General features: G+C 41.1%; 16 protein-coding genes. 10 read left to right on the top strand and 6 right to left on the bottom strand.

The genetic code is table 11. The features are described 5' to 3' along the window. The first annotated feature begins 23 nt into the window (after positions 1 to 23). The 3 genes from rpe to LPB86_RS15355 all read left to right on the top strand — a co-directional run bounded on the left by rpe (position 24) and on the right by LPB86_RS15355 (position 2,814). Positions 24 to 698, top strand: a complete 675-nt coding sequence (rpe, locus tag LPB86_RS15345; protein WP_230645518.1) for a ribulose-phosphate 3-epimerase — start codon at positions 24 to 26, stop codon at positions 696 to 698. Positions 699 to 787: 89 nt separating this feature from the next. After that, positions 788 to 1,852: a 3-phosphoserine/phosphohydroxythreonine transaminase gene (gene serC, locus LPB86_RS15350; RefSeq protein ID WP_230645521.1), complete on the top strand. Its 1,065-nt coding sequence runs from the start codon at positions 788 to 790 to the stop codon at positions 1,850 to 1,852. Between the two features lie 11 nt (positions 1,853 to 1,863). After that, a complete protein-coding gene (locus LPB86_RS15355; protein WP_230645524.1) occupies positions 1,864 to 2,814 on the top strand; it encodes a D-2-hydroxyacid dehydrogenase in 951 nt (316 codons plus the stop codon). A 41-nt stretch (positions 2,815 to 2,855) separates the two neighbouring features. On the opposite strand, the gene LPB86_RS15360 is transcribed toward LPB86_RS15355, so the two are convergent. Genes LPB86_RS15360 through LPB86_RS15370 form a run of 3 tightly spaced genes read right to left on the bottom strand, consistent with a single transcriptional unit; the run spans position 2,856 to position 4,325 of the window. Beyond that, positions 2,856 to 2,999 carry a hypothetical protein gene (locus LPB86_RS15360; RefSeq protein ID WP_230645526.1) on the bottom strand — a complete coding sequence of 48 codons (144 nt, stop codon included), beginning with the start codon at positions 2,997 to 2,999 and terminating at the stop codon, positions 2,856 to 2,858. Between the two features lies 1 nt (position 3,000). Beyond that, on the bottom strand, positions 3,001 to 3,504 hold the full coding sequence (locus LPB86_RS15365) for a hypothetical protein (protein ID WP_230645528.1): 504 nt from the start codon (positions 3,502 to 3,504) through the stop codon (positions 3,001 to 3,003). Positions 3,505 to 3,545: 41 nt separating this feature from the next. Then, positions 3,546 to 4,325, bottom strand: a complete 780-nt coding sequence (locus tag LPB86_RS15370; RefSeq protein WP_230645530.1) for an S-adenosyl-l-methionine hydroxide adenosyltransferase family protein — start codon at positions 4,323 to 4,325, stop codon at positions 3,546 to 3,548. Between the two features lie 91 nt (positions 4,326 to 4,416). On the opposite strand from LPB86_RS15370, the gene LPB86_RS15375 reads away from it, so the two are divergent. The 4 genes from LPB86_RS15375 to LPB86_RS15390 are packed head-to-tail and all read left to right on the top strand — an operon-like array spanning position 4,417 to position 7,726. After that, positions 4,417 to 5,379 (top strand): PhoH family protein, encoded by a 963-nt coding sequence (locus tag LPB86_RS15375; protein WP_230645532.1) that lies wholly within the window; start codon positions 4,417 to 4,419, stop codon positions 5,377 to 5,379. 48 nt (positions 5,380 to 5,427) lie between these two features. After that, positions 5,428 to 6,381, top strand: coding sequence for a phosphoribosylaminoimidazolesuccinocarboxamide synthase (locus LPB86_RS15380; protein WP_230645534.1), 954 nt, complete (start codon positions 5,428 to 5,430; stop codon positions 6,379 to 6,381). Positions 6,382 to 6,425: 44 nt separating this feature from the next. Next, the gene (locus tag LPB86_RS15385) at positions 6,426 to 6,815 is read left to right on the top strand and encodes an STAS domain-containing protein (protein WP_230645536.1); all 390 of its coding nucleotides are present in this window, start codon (positions 6,426 to 6,428) and stop codon (positions 6,813 to 6,815) included. Beyond that, entirely contained in the window at positions 6,815 to 7,726 is a 912-nt protein-coding gene (locus LPB86_RS15390) for a ribonuclease Z (protein ID WP_230645538.1), read from the top strand. The genes LPB86_RS15385 and LPB86_RS15390 overlap by 1 nt, the downstream gene beginning before the upstream one ends. A gap of 53 nt (positions 7,727 to 7,779) precedes the next feature. On the opposite strand, the gene LPB86_RS15395 is transcribed toward LPB86_RS15390, so the two are convergent. From LPB86_RS15395 to LPB86_RS15405, 3 genes are read right to left on the bottom strand one after another with little or no spacing between them, the layout of a single operon-like run. Continuing rightward, positions 7,780 to 8,733, bottom strand: coding sequence for an MlaD family protein (locus LPB86_RS15395; RefSeq protein WP_230645540.1), 954 nt, complete (start codon positions 8,731 to 8,733; stop codon positions 7,780 to 7,782). 13 nt (positions 8,734 to 8,746) lie between these two features. After that, positions 8,747 to 9,598 (bottom strand): N-acetylmuramoyl-L-alanine amidase, encoded by an 852-nt coding sequence (locus LPB86_RS15400; protein ID WP_230645542.1) that lies wholly within the window; start codon positions 9,596 to 9,598, stop codon positions 8,747 to 8,749. Position 9,599: 1 nt separating this feature from the next. Further along, a complete protein-coding gene (locus LPB86_RS15405) occupies positions 9,600 to 10,484 on the bottom strand; it encodes an N-acetylmuramoyl-L-alanine amidase (RefSeq protein WP_230645544.1) in 885 nt (294 codons plus the stop codon). A gap of 56 nt (positions 10,485 to 10,540) precedes the next feature. Between LPB86_RS15405 and LPB86_RS15410 the strand changes: the two genes are divergently transcribed. From LPB86_RS15410 to LPB86_RS15420, 3 genes are all read left to right on the top strand, one after another. Continuing rightward, complete coding sequence (locus LPB86_RS15410) at positions 10,541 to 13,198, top strand: putative LPS assembly protein LptD (protein ID WP_230645546.1); 2,658 nt, start codon at positions 10,541 to 10,543, stop codon at positions 13,196 to 13,198. Between the two features lie 10 nt (positions 13,199 to 13,208). Further along, on the top strand, positions 13,209 to 14,471 hold the full coding sequence (locus tag LPB86_RS15415) for a competence/damage-inducible protein A (protein WP_230645548.1): 1,263 nt from the start codon (positions 13,209 to 13,211) through the stop codon (positions 14,469 to 14,471). 90 nt (positions 14,472 to 14,561) lie between these two features. After that, on the top strand, positions 14,562 to 15,917 hold the full coding sequence (locus LPB86_RS15420) for a dihydrolipoamide acetyltransferase family protein (protein WP_230645550.1): 1,356 nt from the start codon (positions 14,562 to 14,564) through the stop codon (positions 15,915 to 15,917). The last annotated feature ends 2 nt before the right edge of the window (positions 15,918 to 15,919 follow it).

The following is a 15,919-nucleotide window of genomic DNA, read 5'->3' on the forward strand; positions in this document are numbered from 1 at the left end:
TTGTATTTATATATATTTACCGGATGAAACATTTAATTGCCCCATCCATACTTGCCGCTGATTTTGCAAACCTGCAATCTGACATAGAAATGGTCAATTCCAGTGCTGCCGACTGGTTTCATGTTGATGTAATGGATGGCGTTTTTGTGCCTAATATCTCTTTTGGTTTTCCTGTTTTGGAGGCCGTAAAAAAATACGCGTCTAAACCGCTCGACGTTCATTTAATGATCGTAAACCCAGACCAGTATATTGCTCGTTTTGCAGCGGCTGGTGCAGACATCATTACCGTACATTATGAGGCTTGTCCGCATTTGCACAGGACCATACAGCTGATTCACGATGCCGGATGCAAGGCAAGTGTAGCACTTAATCCGCATACACCTGTTTCCTTATTACAAGACATTTTAGCCGATCTGGATATGGTGCTGATCATGTCTGTGAACCCTGGATTTGGCGGTCAGCAGTTTATTCCAAACACCTATCATAAGCTTAGAGAATTGAAAGAGCTGTCTTTAAAGCTGAACCCTGAACTGCTGATAGAGGTAGACGGAGGCGTGAGTATGGCAAATATTTCTGCGCTAAGGGAGGCTGGAGCTGATGTTTTTGTGGCGGGAAATGCCGTTTTTGCAGATGCCTCACCAGTAGAAATGATTGCCACCCTGAAAGCAGCGTCCGCTGCTTCATCCAGCTTTATTTAAGGTCTATTGTTTTAGTAGATTATTTACGAAAAACTACCGCTATTTTAGATAAAACACTTACTTTTACAACCAATAAATAAACATAAAACATGACACATAATTTTGGCGCAGGACCCTGCATTTTGCCTCAGGAAGTATTTAAACAAGCTTCACAAGCCGTTTTAGATTTCAAGGACGGATTATCTATTTTAGAAATCTCGCACCGTACCTCCGAGTTTGAAGGTGTTGTGGCTGAGACAGAAAAGCTGGTTAAAGAACTGTTAAACGTACCTGAAGGCTACTCGGTTTTGCTGTTACAAGGTGGTGCGAGTTTGCAGTTTGCAATGGTGCCCATGAATTTGTTGCCTGAGGGCCAAACAGCCGCTTACCTGGAAACAGGTGTATGGGCAAATAAAGCCATCAAAGAAGTTAAAAACTTTGGTACGGCAAACGTAGTGGCTACTTCTAAAGACGCTAACTTTACCTTTATCCCTAAAGGATATACCATTCCTGAAGACAGTGCTTATTTTCATTGCACTTCAAACAACACCATCTATGGTACAGAATTGTTTGATTTCCCTGAAACAAACGTTCCTGTAGTGTGTGACATGTCATCTGATATCATGAGCCGCGTTATTGATGTGTCTAAATTTGACCTGATTTACGCCGGTGCACAAAAAAATATTGGTCCTGCAGGTTTAACTGTAGTGATTGTTAAAGATGAAATTTTAGGCAAAAGTGGTCGTAAAATACCATCAATGCTGGATTATAAAGTACATATTGAGGGTGGTTCTATGTACAATACACCGCCGGTATTTTCTATTTATGTAGCCATGTTAAATTTAAGATGGTTAAAATCTAAAGGTGGCGTAGCTGAAATTGAAAAAGAAAACATAGCGAAGGCAAAAGCACTGTATGCCGAGATAGACAGAAATCCTTTATTTAAAGGTACCTGCGAGGTGGAAGACCGTTCCAGAATGAACGTTTGTTTTGTGATGAACAATCCAGAGCTTGAAAAACCATTCCTTAAGTTTGCTGAAGAAAATGGCGTAGAAGGCATTAAAGGTCACCGTAGTGTAGGTGGTTTCAGGGCTTCTATGTACAATGCTTTGCCGATTACGAGTGTGCATACTTTAATTGAATTGATGCAGATTTTTGCAGAAAAACACCAATAATTATACCTTAAATGATCAGGATACTTGCAAATGATGGGATTGATCCTATCGGAAAATCATTATTAGAAGAGGCCGGTTTTGTAGTAGATACCGAAACTGTGCCACAAGATAAATTAATTGAAGCGCTTCAGAATTACGACGGATTAACTGTTAGAAGTGCTACTAAAGTACGTAAAGACGTTATTGATGCCTGCCCTAATTTAAAATTAATTGGCAGGGGCGGAGTTGGAATGGATAATATTGACGTAGAATATGCCCGTGAAAAAGGCATTGCGGTTGTCAATACACCTGCGGCTTCCTCGTTATCAGTTGCTGAATTGGTATTCGCGCACTTATTTACCGGCGTAAGGTTTTTACAGGATGCCAACAGAAAGATGCCTCTGGATGGAAATACGCAATTTAACAGTCTTAAAAAAGCATATGCCAAAGGGATTGAATTAAAAGGCAAAACTTTAGGTGTGATAGGTTTTGGCCGGATTGGCCGTGAAACGGCGAAGGTTGCTTTGCGTTTGGGCATGAATGTGCTGGCTTATGATTTATTTCCACATACCGGAAGTTTAACCTTAGACTTTGCCGGTGGTGTTTCAGTAGACATCCCTGTTGCAACGGTAAGTTTAGAAGAAGTGATCCGTAACAGTGATTTCATTACCCTGCATACGCCATTTGCAGAAAGACCAATTTTGGCTGCTGCTGAATTTGATCAAATGAAACCAGGTGTGGGGATTGTAAACTGTTCGCGTGGTGGAATTATCAATGAACAGGACCTGATTGATGCCCTTGACAGCGGAAAAGTTTCTTTTGCTGGTCTTGATGTTTATGATAACGAACCAACGCCATTAGCGGCGCTGTTACAGCATCCAAAGATTTCGTTAACGCCACACATCGGTGCGGCAACAAATGAAGCACAGGAGCGCATAGGCGTTGAACTGGCCTCATTGATTATTGAGCATTTTAACAAATAAACTTTAAATACAATAACAAAGGCCGCAATTAGCGGCCTTTGTTATTTCAATGCCTTCATCAGCACCCAGTACCGGAAGCCGAGTACCGCTTTCTGAAAATTATTCAGTTTAGCGGGGTCTTTCTTCGCGTAGCTGGGCAGGACCACCTTGTTCAGTTTCATCAGGAGTTTGAAAAACCAATTCATATCATTTGTATTTAAGTTTTCTGTAGCCTAAAAAGGAAATGCCAATCAGCAGGAGGATCAGAAAGATGACTACATACCAGGCAAAATTCTCTGCCGATTCCATTTTCTTAACTTCTTCGCGCAGTGTTTGATTTTGTTCCTGCAATTTTTTGATGGCCAGCATATAACTCTGCAGCCTGCCCTCATTGTTGCTTACATTGCTTTCAATTTGTTTGGTCTGCAAATCTTTGTAGTCCATCAGCACCTTCAATTCTTTGAAGATATTGTTGTCATTTAAAGTGATTTCCCTCAGGATTTCATTGGAATGCCTGATGTCTGATTTGGTTTGAAATCCAAAGATTCCTGTTCTTTCGTTTAAACTGGCTTCGTACTGATCAAATTTCGCACTTCGCTCTGCCAGCAGGCTATTGATTTTTAATCGTTGGGTTTGATAAGCAGAGGTATCACTTTGCGCGTTCGCGCAGAAGGTAAAAGCGATAAATATAAGGGTTAAGATGTTTTTCATTGGCATTTGTTTGTTGAAACAAGCAAACACCATGCCTTTAGCTAGGAATGAAATTCTATTCGTACAATATCATTGAGGTGCAGGCCTAGTAAACCACTTGCTTTGCCCTTATTGATGGCGATTTCTAGGTGGTTGCTGATCCCAAAAAGGCAAAGTTTTTCGCCTTCGGGTACTTCATTATAATGCCAGCTCAGTTGGGTAATGGTTTCGCTTTTTCTAAAATAAAGTGTAAAATCCCGGTTTCGCTGTATTTTGGTAAAAAGCTCTTTAGAAATATTAGTGATGACATTGCAAAAAGTATCGATATAGATGACGCTGCCTCGGATCATATCGCGCTCAATTACGGGATTTAACAACATGCGTTCTTCTACATGCGCTGTTGGCACGCCAATGTCTTTTAACTTACTGCCTTTGGCCAGGTGCACGGCTGCTTTAACAAAAATATCTACCAGCGGGAAGTGAAGGTATTTTAAATCCTGCATAATGTTCAATTCTACTACTTCTTCTGGTTGTTCCTGGAAAAGTAAAGAGAATATTCCGTTGTCTGCACCTACAAAATAATGGTCATGATGTTTAACCGCCAAATATTTGCTGTGTTCACTGAATACAGAATCTATACCAATCAGGTGCACAGTACCCTTAGGAAAATAAGGGTAGGCATTTTTAAGTACAAAGGCGGCATATGAAATATTAAAGGAAGGAACTTCATGTGTAATATCAACAATATTGGCTGTAGGCAAGATGCTCAGTATACTGCCCTTAAGGGCAGCCTGATAGAAATCTTTGGAACCTAAATCTGTTGTTAAAGTGATAATAGCCATTAAAAATTGAATATTTATTCTTAACCTTGCGTAAGCGGCAAATCGCGCACAAATATATCAAAATATACACCTCTATCTAAAAAACAATATTTTGAACGAACTTAAACTAACATTAGAATCAGTAGATCCGGCTCAATTTTGGGGTACCAACAATGAGCATTACGAAATCATTAAACGTGCATTTCCAAAGCTCAAAATAGTAGCCAGGGGAAATGAAGTGAAGGTACTGGGTGGGGACCAGGAACTTGCCGCTTTTGAACTGAAGTTTAACCAGCTGATTGGGCGACTTGAGCAGTACAGTTCAATCAATGCAAGTGAGGTGGAAACTATTTTATCTGTGAGCAGTACGGAACAGTCAAAAGAACCTTTAGCAGAGAAAACAAATCATGGTACGGGAGAGGTGATTGTTTTTGGTACCAACGGACTGATGATTAAAGCCCGGACGGCAAACCAGCGCCGGATGGTAGACAGCATTGTAAAAAACGATGTTTTATTTGCCATTGGCCCGGCAGGAACCGGTAAAACTTATACTGCGGTAGCTTTAGCTGTACGTGCCTTAAAAAATAAAGAAATTAAACGGATCATTTTAACCCGCCCGGCTGTAGAAGCAGGGGAGAGCCTTGGCTTTTTGCCCGGCGATTTAAAGGAGAAGGTAGATCCGTATTTGCGTCCGCTGTACGATGCTTTGGATGACATGATTCCGGCAGAGAAATTAAAACTTTACCTGGAAAACAGGACGATAGAGATTGCCCCGCTGGCATTTATGCGCGGCAGGACGCTTGACAATTGTTTTGTAATTTTGGATGAGGCACAAAACTCTACTGATTTGCAATTAAAGATGTTTTTAACCCGTATGGGGCCATCCGCCAAATTTATTGTAACTGGTGATGTTACGCAAATTGATTTGCCTAAGAAACAAATGTCGGGCTTACACAATGCACTTCGGATTTTAGACGATATACCCGGAATAGAAATTATTTACCTTACCGGTGAAGATGTGGTACGCCATAAACTGGTAAAAAGAATATTAAAAGCCTACGGCGATATCCAGTAGGAGCAAGGATTAGAGCGCAAGGAATAAAGAGCAAGGAATAAAATTATAATGAAAGCAATAAAAGAAACCAATTTTAATTTTCCAAAACAGAGTAGTTTTTATAAAGGAAAGGTACGTGATGTGTACACGATAGATAACCGTTTTATGGCTATGGTGGTAACGGATAGGATCTCTGCATTTGATGTGGTACTTCCTGAGGCTATTCCATTTAAAGGTCAGGTACTGAACCAGATTGCGGCTAAGTTTTTGGAGGCCACAAAAGACATCATTCCAAACTGGGTAATTGCTGTTCCTGATGAAATGGTGACCATTGGTCGCATTTGTGAGCCTTTTAAAGTTGAAATGGTGATTAGAGGATATCTTGCTGGACATGCCTGGCGTGAATATAGCGCAGGAAAACGCAGTGTTTGCGGGGTAAGTTTACCAGATGGTTTAAAAGAAAATGATAAGCTTCCAGAGCCGATTATTACGCCTACCACTAAAGCGGCTGTAGGACATGATGAAGATATTTCAAGGGAAGATATTCTTGCCAAGGGCATTGTATCTCTTCAGGATTACGCAAAACTTGAAAACTTTACGCAAGCCTTGTATCAGCGTGGTACGGAAATGGCTGCTGAGTGTGGCTTGATTTTGGTGGATACTAAATATGAGTTTGGTAAAGTTGGCGACGATATTTTCCTGATTGATGAGATCCATACCCCTGATTCTTCACGTTACTTTTACGCAGAAGGGTATGCTCAAAGGCAAAATGACCAGGAACCGCAAAAACAACTATCGAAAGAGTTTGTGCGTAAATGGCTTATTGATAATGGATTTCAGGGAAAAGACGGGCAGCAGGTTCCGGAAATGACACCGGAAATTGTAGCTTCTATTGCCGAGCGTTACATAGAGTTGTATGAGCAAATTACCGGCGACAAGTTTGTTAAAAATGAAAGCCAGGATGTATTGAACAGGATTGAAAAGAATATTGTAACTGAAGTGAGTAACTTGCTGGCTGAGTAATTTGCTTGTTGGTAATGTGATTTAATATTAAAGCAGATTGTAAAATGAAATTTTCACTAGATAAACATGAAAAATACGTTGCGTTAAAGCTGAACGAGACTAAGCTGACCAACGAGAATACGCCGGGATTAAAGTCGGAATTTATTTTATTGAATGCAGAAGGTTATCGCAATATCGTTCTGGATTTATCTGCGGTTAAACAATGCAACGATTCTCAGGATTTGAGCTGTCTGCTGGTTGGCGACAGGCTTTGTAAATCAGCAAATGGTTTGTTCGTTGTGGCAGGTGTAACTCCATGTGTGGCACAATTGTTGGAAATTTCTAATCTTGACCAGAACCTGAATGTAGTGGGCAACGTAGAAGAAGCTACGGACCTTATTTTTATGGATGAGATTGAAAAAGAATTGCTGGGTAGTTTTGACAGAGAAAATTAATGAAGTTTGAAGTTACTATTTTAGGCAGCAGCTCGGCTACTCCGGTGCATAACCGTAACCCAAGTGCGCAGCTGTTAAACTGTAATGAGAAATTCTATTTGATAGATTGCGGGGAAGGTGCGCAGCAACAACTCATGCGGTTGGGGATCAAGGCCAGTAAAATAGACCATATTTTTATCAGTCATTTACATGGCGATCATTATTTTGGGCTGATTGGCCTATTGTCTACCATGCACCTCAACGGCCGGATTAAGCCACTGAAAATTTTTGCGCCAAAGGCATTGAAGGATATTTTAGAAATCCAGTTTCTGCATTCTGAAACAGATGTCAGGTATCCTATTGAATATGTTTTTACGGAAGCAAATGAAAATGCCCTGATTTTTGAAAATGCCGACCTTACCGTGGAGACCATTGTATTAAACCACAGGATTCCATGTACTGGTTTTAAATTTGTTCAGAAAAAGCGCTTACGTAAACTGATTGCAGATAAAATTGAGGCAGATCAGATTCCGGTGGCCTACTATCCGATGTTGAAACGTGGCCTGGATTTGAACCTTCCCAGTGGCGAAGTTTTTCTGAATGCAGACTATACCACTGATTCTGCTGTGCCACGTACCTATTGCTATTGCTCGGATACACTTGCAGACGGAAGTTATTTAAAGGCCATACAAAATTGCGATGGGCTGTATCACGAAGCCACGTTTACACATGACTTATTGGACCGAGCGTTGCAAACACACCATAGTACGGCTTTACAGGCAGGAGAGGTGGCTAAAGCTGCAAATGTAGGTCAGTTGATCATTGGACATTTTTCGTCGCGCTACAAGGTGCTGCAGCCTTTGCTTGATGAGGCGAAGTCTGTCTTTGAGCATACGCAGCTTGCTGTTGAAGGTATTACTTACAAGATATAAAAAAAGCCCCAATAGGGGCTTTTTTATATCTTGTCTTGTAAAGTCATGAAAGACTAGTTGTCTTTTTTACCTCCGCCGCCAAATACAGAGAAGTGCACATAACGTTTAGGGTTTTCTTTTAAATCAATGATCAGGTTGTCCAGGTTTTTAGAAGCATTGTTCAGGTTGTCATACATCTTTGTATCGTTAACCAGCAAGCCCAAAGTACCCTGACCGTTGTTTACTTTAGTTACTATACCCTGCAGATCGCTCACAGCCTTATTGGCATTTTCTATGGTCTGTTTAAAGTTTGCGGCAGCAACCTGATCCGTTACCGTATGAATATGGGTTAAGATAGCGCTGATCTTTTCATTGTTGTTTCTTAAATTGGCCGAAATGGCTTCCGCATTTGCCAGGATAGCAGAAATTCTTTTGCCTTCTGTGCCTACCAAACCATCTACTTTTTTAGAAGTACCTTCCAGTGAATTCAACGTAGCCGCAATGCTGGTAAAGCTCTTGTTTACGTTTTTCTGGAAATCTGGATTTAAAATGGTGTTTACACTACTCAGGATAGAGTCCATTTTACCAATAATGGCCTCTGCTTTTTTCTGTACTGGCTGTACAGCCTCCATCAGGTTTTTCTCTACATTCGCATTTAAGGTGTCGCCATCCTGCGCAAAATCATTACCTGTGCCTAAATTCATCACTATGGCCTTGCTGCCCAAAAGGTCTGTGCTTTCCAGGCGGGCAATGCTGCTTTTTGGAATTTCATATTTGCCTTTAATTTTTAAGGTGGCTAAAATAGTTCCGTCTGGCTGCAGCTGGAGTTTATCTACCCTTCCAATCTGAAAACCGTTAATTAATACAGGTTTAGAGACAGCTAAACCATCAACGTGCGAATACCGGGCATATAGTACTGTTTCACTGGAGAATATGGCATTGCCTTTCAAAAAATTGTATCCTATAATCAATAGGGCAATGGAAAAGGCTGCTAATATGCCTACTTTGGTTTCGTTCGCTATCTTCATTTATCTAAATGTACTAATTTATTTCAGTTTCTTTTCTGTAAGTCTTCACCGCATTAAAAATAGCAGAAACTATTTCATCCTGCCCATCGTCAGAGTTCAGGTATTTTTCTTCGGCCGGATTACTGATAAATCCTATTTCCGTAAGTACTGCAGGCATACCACACCTTTGCAATATTAAAATTCCCTGTTCCTTAACACCTCTATCTACTCTATTGTTCTCGTTTCTGTAATTACGCTGAAATAGGTTAGCCAGTTTTAAGCTTTTATCTCTAAATGTATTCTTAAACAAAGATAACAATATAAATGTTTGCGGATCGTTGGGGTCATAGCCATCATAATTTTGCTTGTAGTTTTTTTCAAGCTTGATATCGGCATTTTCCCTGATGGCCACGTTCTGTTCATTTAAACGGTGACTTCCTGCTACAAAGGTCTCTGTACCACTGGTTGTCGTGTTTTTTACATAGCTGTACTTGGCCACCTTTTTGCCTTTGCTGTAGCTATATCCGGTAATTTTACGGATGTCGGGCATAGAGTTACAATGTATAGAAATAAAAAGATCAGCTTTAGCGTCGTTCGCAATTTCTGCCCTTTTATAGAAATCAACATCTACATCTGTTTTTCTGGTCAGGATGATTTTTACATCTTCCATGTCTTTTTCAAACTTCTTGCCCAGTTTTAAGGCTACCTGTAAGGCTACATTTTTTTCGTACGAAAAACTTCCCGCTGCACCAGGTTTTTTGCCACCGTGGCCGGCATCAATCACAATGGTTTTAACTTTGTAGCCTTGAGCAAGGACTGGTGAGATGGCACTGCATAACAGTGATAGCAGAATTAAACTTTTCTTTAATGTGAATTTAAACTTCATTTTAGATTCTTCCCTCAATACTTTGCTTGTAATTCCTAATGGCATTTAAAATACATTCCGTTACTTCAATTTGTCCGGATTCTGAATTCAGGTAATCTTCCTCTTCGGGATTACTGATAAACCCAATTTCAGTTAATATGGCTGGCATTCCGGCCCTGGCCAGTACCGCAAGGCTTTTTTCCTGTACACCGCGGTTTAACCTGCCTTTACTCACATACTGATCCTGCACCATCCGTGCCAGTTTTAAGCTCTGTGAGCGGAAGGTGTTTTTCATTAAAGAAAGGATAATGGAGTTTTCGGGGTTGGAAGGGTCAAAACCTTCATAGTTTTCTTTGTAGTTCTCTTCCAGAAAAATAGCGGCGTTTTCCCTGTTGATAACTGCATCCTGTTCGTTCATCCTGCCCATACCAGAAACAAAGGTTTCTACGCCATGTGTTGAGGTACTTTTGCGGTAAACAGATTTATAGATTGGGATTTTTTTTCCTCCTTTTCCTTTTTTATAGCCGGTGATGGTACTGGAGCGTTCCAGTGGCATGTCGTTGCAATGAACGGAAATAAAAAGATCCGCTTTTACCTGATTTGCAAGACCTATCCGGTCGTACAGGGGCACAAAAACATCCTCTGTGCGGGTATATACTACCTTCACATCTGGTAAGCTGGTCTCTATTGCTTTTCCAAGTCGCAAAACCGTTTTTAAAGCCACATCTTTTTCAGTTGAATATAAGCCCTGTGTGTGACCATCCTTCCCCCCGTGACCAGCATCTAAAACAATCGTTTTTATTTTATAATCCTGTGCAAAAGACTGATTTACAGTTGTTAGCGCAACAGCTATAGAAATAATCACAATCAAAATAAGATTTGGTCTGCCCAATGGTATATTTTTCATTAATTTTGAACGTTTTTGTTATACAATACTGCAAAAATAACATTCAGCACACGAATTTGAAACTTTTACAGGCTATCATTTTAATTACTTCTTTTCTTTTATTGACAACAGTCGGTAATTCGGTCTATGCCTTTCAGGTTCCGCAACAGCAGGACACCTCTAAAAAGGATACTACAAAAGCCGGTAAAATTGATTCCCTGAAAGCCAATCCAAAAGGCCAAAGTGGTCTTGATGCGAAGGTAGAGTATTCTGCCGTAGATTCTACCATTCATGATTATAAAAGTGGTACAGTATATTTATACGGTAAGGCCAGGGTAATTTACAATACTTTTGAGCTGGATGCTGATTTTATCAGGTACAACTCGAAGAACAACACCATTTTTGCCAGCGGATTAAAAGATCAAAAAGGGCGATATTCCGGAAAACCTATTTTTAAAATGGGTGCGGAAGGCTCTTCTGTAGCCGATTCCCTTTCTTATAACACCAAAACCGGCAAGGGAAACGTTTATAACACCTTTACCGAACAGGAGGGCGGGTTCTTTTCCGGCGGACAAAGCAAGAAGCAGCCTGATGATGAAATTCATGTTAAAAACATGATTTACAGTACCTGTAATTTGCCCCATCCGCATTTCGGTATTTTCATTACCAAAGGTATTGTGGCCGAGAAACAGATCATTACCGGTCCGGTCTATTTTGAAATAGAAGATATCCCTATTCCATTGGGCTTACCTTTTGCCATCTTCCCTAAGCCCAATAAAAAAACGTCGGGCTTTATCCTGCCCACGCCGGGTGAAGATGCCACCAGGGGCTTCTTTTTACAAAATGGAGGGTATTACATGGGGATAAACGACTATGTAGATGCCAAAATTTTAGGAACCATTTACACCAGGGGTTCTTACGATGCTACGCTTTCTTCCAATTACACCAAGCGCTACAAGTACACCGGTAACCTTAATTTTGCCTATTCCAGCATGCGTTTTGGTTTGGAAGGTACGCCGGAATATGAACCAAGGAAAGATTTTCACGTCAACTGGACACACAGCCAGAATGCCAATGCCAATCCGGGAAGTACCTTTAGTGCCAGCGTAAATGCCGGAACATCCAGTTATAACCTGAATACTGCCGGTGGTAGTACGTATGATCCAAGGGCAATTTCGGCAAACAGTTTATCGTCCAGTATCAGTTATTCCAAAACTGCGGGCATATTTAACCTGACCGTTTCTGCCAACCATAGCCAGGAAACGGCCTCTAAAACAGTCTCGTTAACCTTGCCAAACGTTAACTTAAGTATGACGAGTATCAACCCTTTTGATTCTAAAGACAGGGTGGGCGAGCAGAAGTGGTTTCAAAAATTTAACCTGGGCTATAACCTTGCCGCCAGTAATACGGTAAGCACTACAGAAGATCTTTTATTTGATAAAAATGCATTAAAGCGCTTTCAAAATGGGGTAACGCATAATGTTACCATGTCATTGCCTTTTACACTGGCTAAATATTTTAATTTTAGTTTAAGTGCGCCATATACAGAACAATGGCATTTTCAAACCCTGAGACAAACTGCTTTAAAAAGGCTAAACAGGACAGATTCCATAGCATACGACACCATTCCGGGCTTTAAAAGATCCGGAGAATATAACATTTCGGGAAGTGTTTCTACCAAAATATACAACACTTTACAGTTTAAAAATACAGGTAAAATACAAGCAGCCAGACATGTAATGACCCCTAGTGTTGGTTTTAGCTACCGTCCGGATTTTTCACAAACCAAGTATGGTTACTATCAAAACCTAACCTACCAGGATGGTACCGAAGTATTTGATCCAACCTACGGCAGACAAAAAAAATACTCTATTTTTCAGGGCTCTCCATATTCAGGGCCGGGCGAGGGAGAAAGTGCAAGCATAAACTTTAGTCTGGACAATACGGTAGAATTAAAGGTGCTTTCTTCCAAAGATACCACAGGGTCTGGAACCAAGAAAATCCCGATTCTTCAAGGCTTAAATTTTAGTGGCTCTTATAACTTCTTGTCTCCAAAATATAAACTTTCCAATATTGGTTTTAGCGGTCGCTCGCAGTTTACAGATAAGCTGGGCATCAATTTCAACGGTACCTTAAACCCTTATGCGGTTGGCGATACCACCATTAATGGTTTTCAAACCAAGCAGGTTATTGATGTATATACTTTTAAACTTGGTAAACTGCCGCGTTTAACCAGCTTTGGGTTCTCTTTTGACTACAGTTTAAACCCGGAGGCTTTAAAAAGAAGAAACCAGAACGGTGATAAGCTGAAAGATGAGGCGACAAGAACGGGCATTACGCCAGAACAGCAACAGCAACTGAATGCCATTAGCCGTGATCCTAATGCTTTTGTTGATTTTAACATTCCATGGAATTTCTCTTTTGCGTACAGTTTCCAGTACCGTACAGACGATACAGGCTTAAATGCTACAACCAGTAATACTGTGACCTTTAACGGTGATTTTAATGCCACACCAAACTGGAAAATCCAGTTTAACTCTGGGTACGACATTAAAACTAAATCTGTGTCCATGACCAATATCTCTATTTACAGAGATTTGCATTGCTGGGACATGAGTTTTAACTGGGTACCTTTTGGAACCTACAAAAGTTATTCTGTAACGCTAAAGGTTAAAGCGTCTATTTTACAAGATTTAAAGCTGAGCAAGCAACAGGCTTTCTACACACGATACTAATTGCAATTTTATGTTAGCAGAAATTATTACCATAGGCGATGAAATCCTGATTGGTCAGATTGTAGATACCAATTCTGCCTGGATGGCCAGACAGCTCAACCTTGCAGGTATCCAGGTTAAACAGATTACTTCGGTTTCTGATGATGCCAGCCATATTGTAGAAGCTTTACAGCAGGCAGAAAAAAGGGCGCAAATCATTTTAATTACCGGGGGACTGGGGCCAACCAAAGATGACATTACTAAAGTTACTTTGGCCAAATATTTTAACATGGGTTTTCGCAGAGATGAGGAAACGCTGAGGCATGTAGAACAGATTTTTGCGCGCTCTAACCGGCCCATGATAGAAATGAACAAAATGCAGGCCGACGTTCCTGATGGCTGTATCGTTATTCAAAATAAAAACGGAACCGCACCCTGTATGTGGTTTAATCAGAACGAGCGTATTTTTGTCTCAATGCCAGGGGTACCTTTTGAAATGATGTACCTGATGGATGATGAAATACTGCCCCGGCTAAAAAAGACCTTCGACCTTCCATTTATTTACCATAAAACATTATTGACCGCCGGCATCGGCGAATCCTTTTTGGCTGCAGAAATTGAAGAATTGGAATCTGCATTGCCGGCTCATATTAAGCTGGCTTACCTTCCCCGTTTGGGGCAAGTCCGTTTAAGGCTAAGTGCTTCTGGTACCGATGAAGCCTTACTAAAAGCAGAAGTAGATGAGCAGGCAAACCTGATTGTACAAAAAGTAAAGCAATATGTGGTGGCAGAAGAAGATATTGCCATTGAAAAGGCCCTGTTAGACTACATGAAGGCTGCTAAGCTTACCTTATCTACCGCAGAAAGTTGTACAGGTGGTTACATTGCCCATTTAATTACGCAGCATCCCGGATGTTCTGCTGTTTATGCAGGCGGGGCCGTTACCTATGCCAATGAACTGAAAAAATCTGTATTAGCGGTACAAGAAGAAACCTTGCTCAACTATGGTGCGGTAAGCGAACAGACGGTAGCTGAAATGGCATTGGGTGCCTTAACACAGTTTAAAACAGATTGCTCCATTGCCGTAAGCGGGGTTGCTGGTCCCGATGGTGGCACAGCAGAAAAGCCAGTGGGTACCGTTTGGATTGCGGTAGCCATCCGGGGGGTAGTGCATACCAAATTATTTAAGCTTGGCAACAAAAGGGTCCAAAATATAGAGCGTGCGGCAATTTCTGCCCTGGGTATGTTGCTGCAGGAACTGCATAAACAAGGCCAAGCTGCTGTTATTGTGTAGCTTATGAACTATAGCCGGTTATGTACCAAAATTCTGCAAAAAGGCTTACTTTTGCAGCAGATACAAATTCACATATTACTGTAACTTAAAATGGCTCAATACGAATTACTGTTACCTAAAATGGGAGAGAGTGTTGCCGAGGCAACGGTCATCAAATGGTTAAAACAACCAGGTGATCTGATACAGCTGGATGACATCTTGTTGGAAATTGCAACAGATAAAGTGGATTCGGATGTACCTTCGCCAGTAACAGGAAAGCTGGTCAAGCACCTTTTTGCTGCCGATGAGGTTGTTCAGGTGGGTGCGGTGATTGCCATTATAGAAACGGATGAGCCGATTGCCGAAACACCAGTATCGCAAAACAGTGATGCAGAACCCCTGCTGGAAGATCCAGAGCCTAATGTAGCGTCTATTCCTGGTTCAGAACTTTTAAATCCGGTTGTAGTTTCACAAGAAAGCAATGCTGAGGCTTCTGGTCGCTTTTATTCTCCTTTGGTTAAAAGTATTGCTATCCAGGAGGGTATTTCTTTTACAGAGCTGGATACACTTCAGGGAAGCGGTGCAGAAGGTAGATTAACCAAGGATGATCTTTTGGCTTATATTAGCAGTAAAAATGGGATGAATGGAGCTGTAGAAATTACAATTACTCCTCCGCCACCAGAACCACAGCCAATACCTTCAGCGGTTCAATCGGCACCGGTGCAACAGCCCCTTCCTGTAACGGCCAGCTTAAGTGGTACAGACGAGATCATTGAAATGGACAGGATGGGCAAGCTCATTGCAGACCATATGGTGATGAGCAAACACACTTCTGCACATGTTACTTCTTTTGTAGAAGCAGATGTTACCAACCTGGTACTGTGGAGAGAAAAAGTAAAGAAAAACTTTGAGAAAAGGGAAAATGAGAAAATTACTTTCACGCCTATTTTTATTGAGGCGGTAACAAAAGCAATTAAAGATTTCCCGATGATTAACATATCCGTTAACGGTACACAGATCATCAAGAAAAAAGACATTAATATTGGTATGGCTGCTGCTTTGCCAAATGGAAATTTAATAGTTCCGGTCATTAAAAATGCAGATCAGTTGAACCTTGTGGGTTTAACCAAAGCTGTAAATGACCTTGCTGCGCGTTCCAGGGCTTCAAAGCTTAAGCCAGACGAAACGCAAAACGGTACCTTTACGCTCACCAACATCGGCTCGTTCGGGAATGTGATGGGTACGCCGATCATCAATCAGCCGCAAGTGGCCATTTTAGCCATAGGTACCATTAAAAAGAAACCCGCTGTAATAGAAACCGAATACGGAGATGTAATTGCCATCAGGCACATGATGTTCCTTTCCCTATCTTATGACCATAGAGTTGTAAATGGCGCCTTAGGAGGCACCTTTGTAAAAAGGGTAGGAGATTACCTGGAAAATTGGGATATCAACAGAGAAATTTAACA

The sequence above is a fragment of the Pedobacter sp. MC2016-14 genome (genome assembly GCF_020991475.1).
In the GTDB taxonomy this organism is placed as follows: Bacteria; Bacteroidota; Bacteroidia; order Sphingobacteriales; family Sphingobacteriaceae; genus Pedobacter.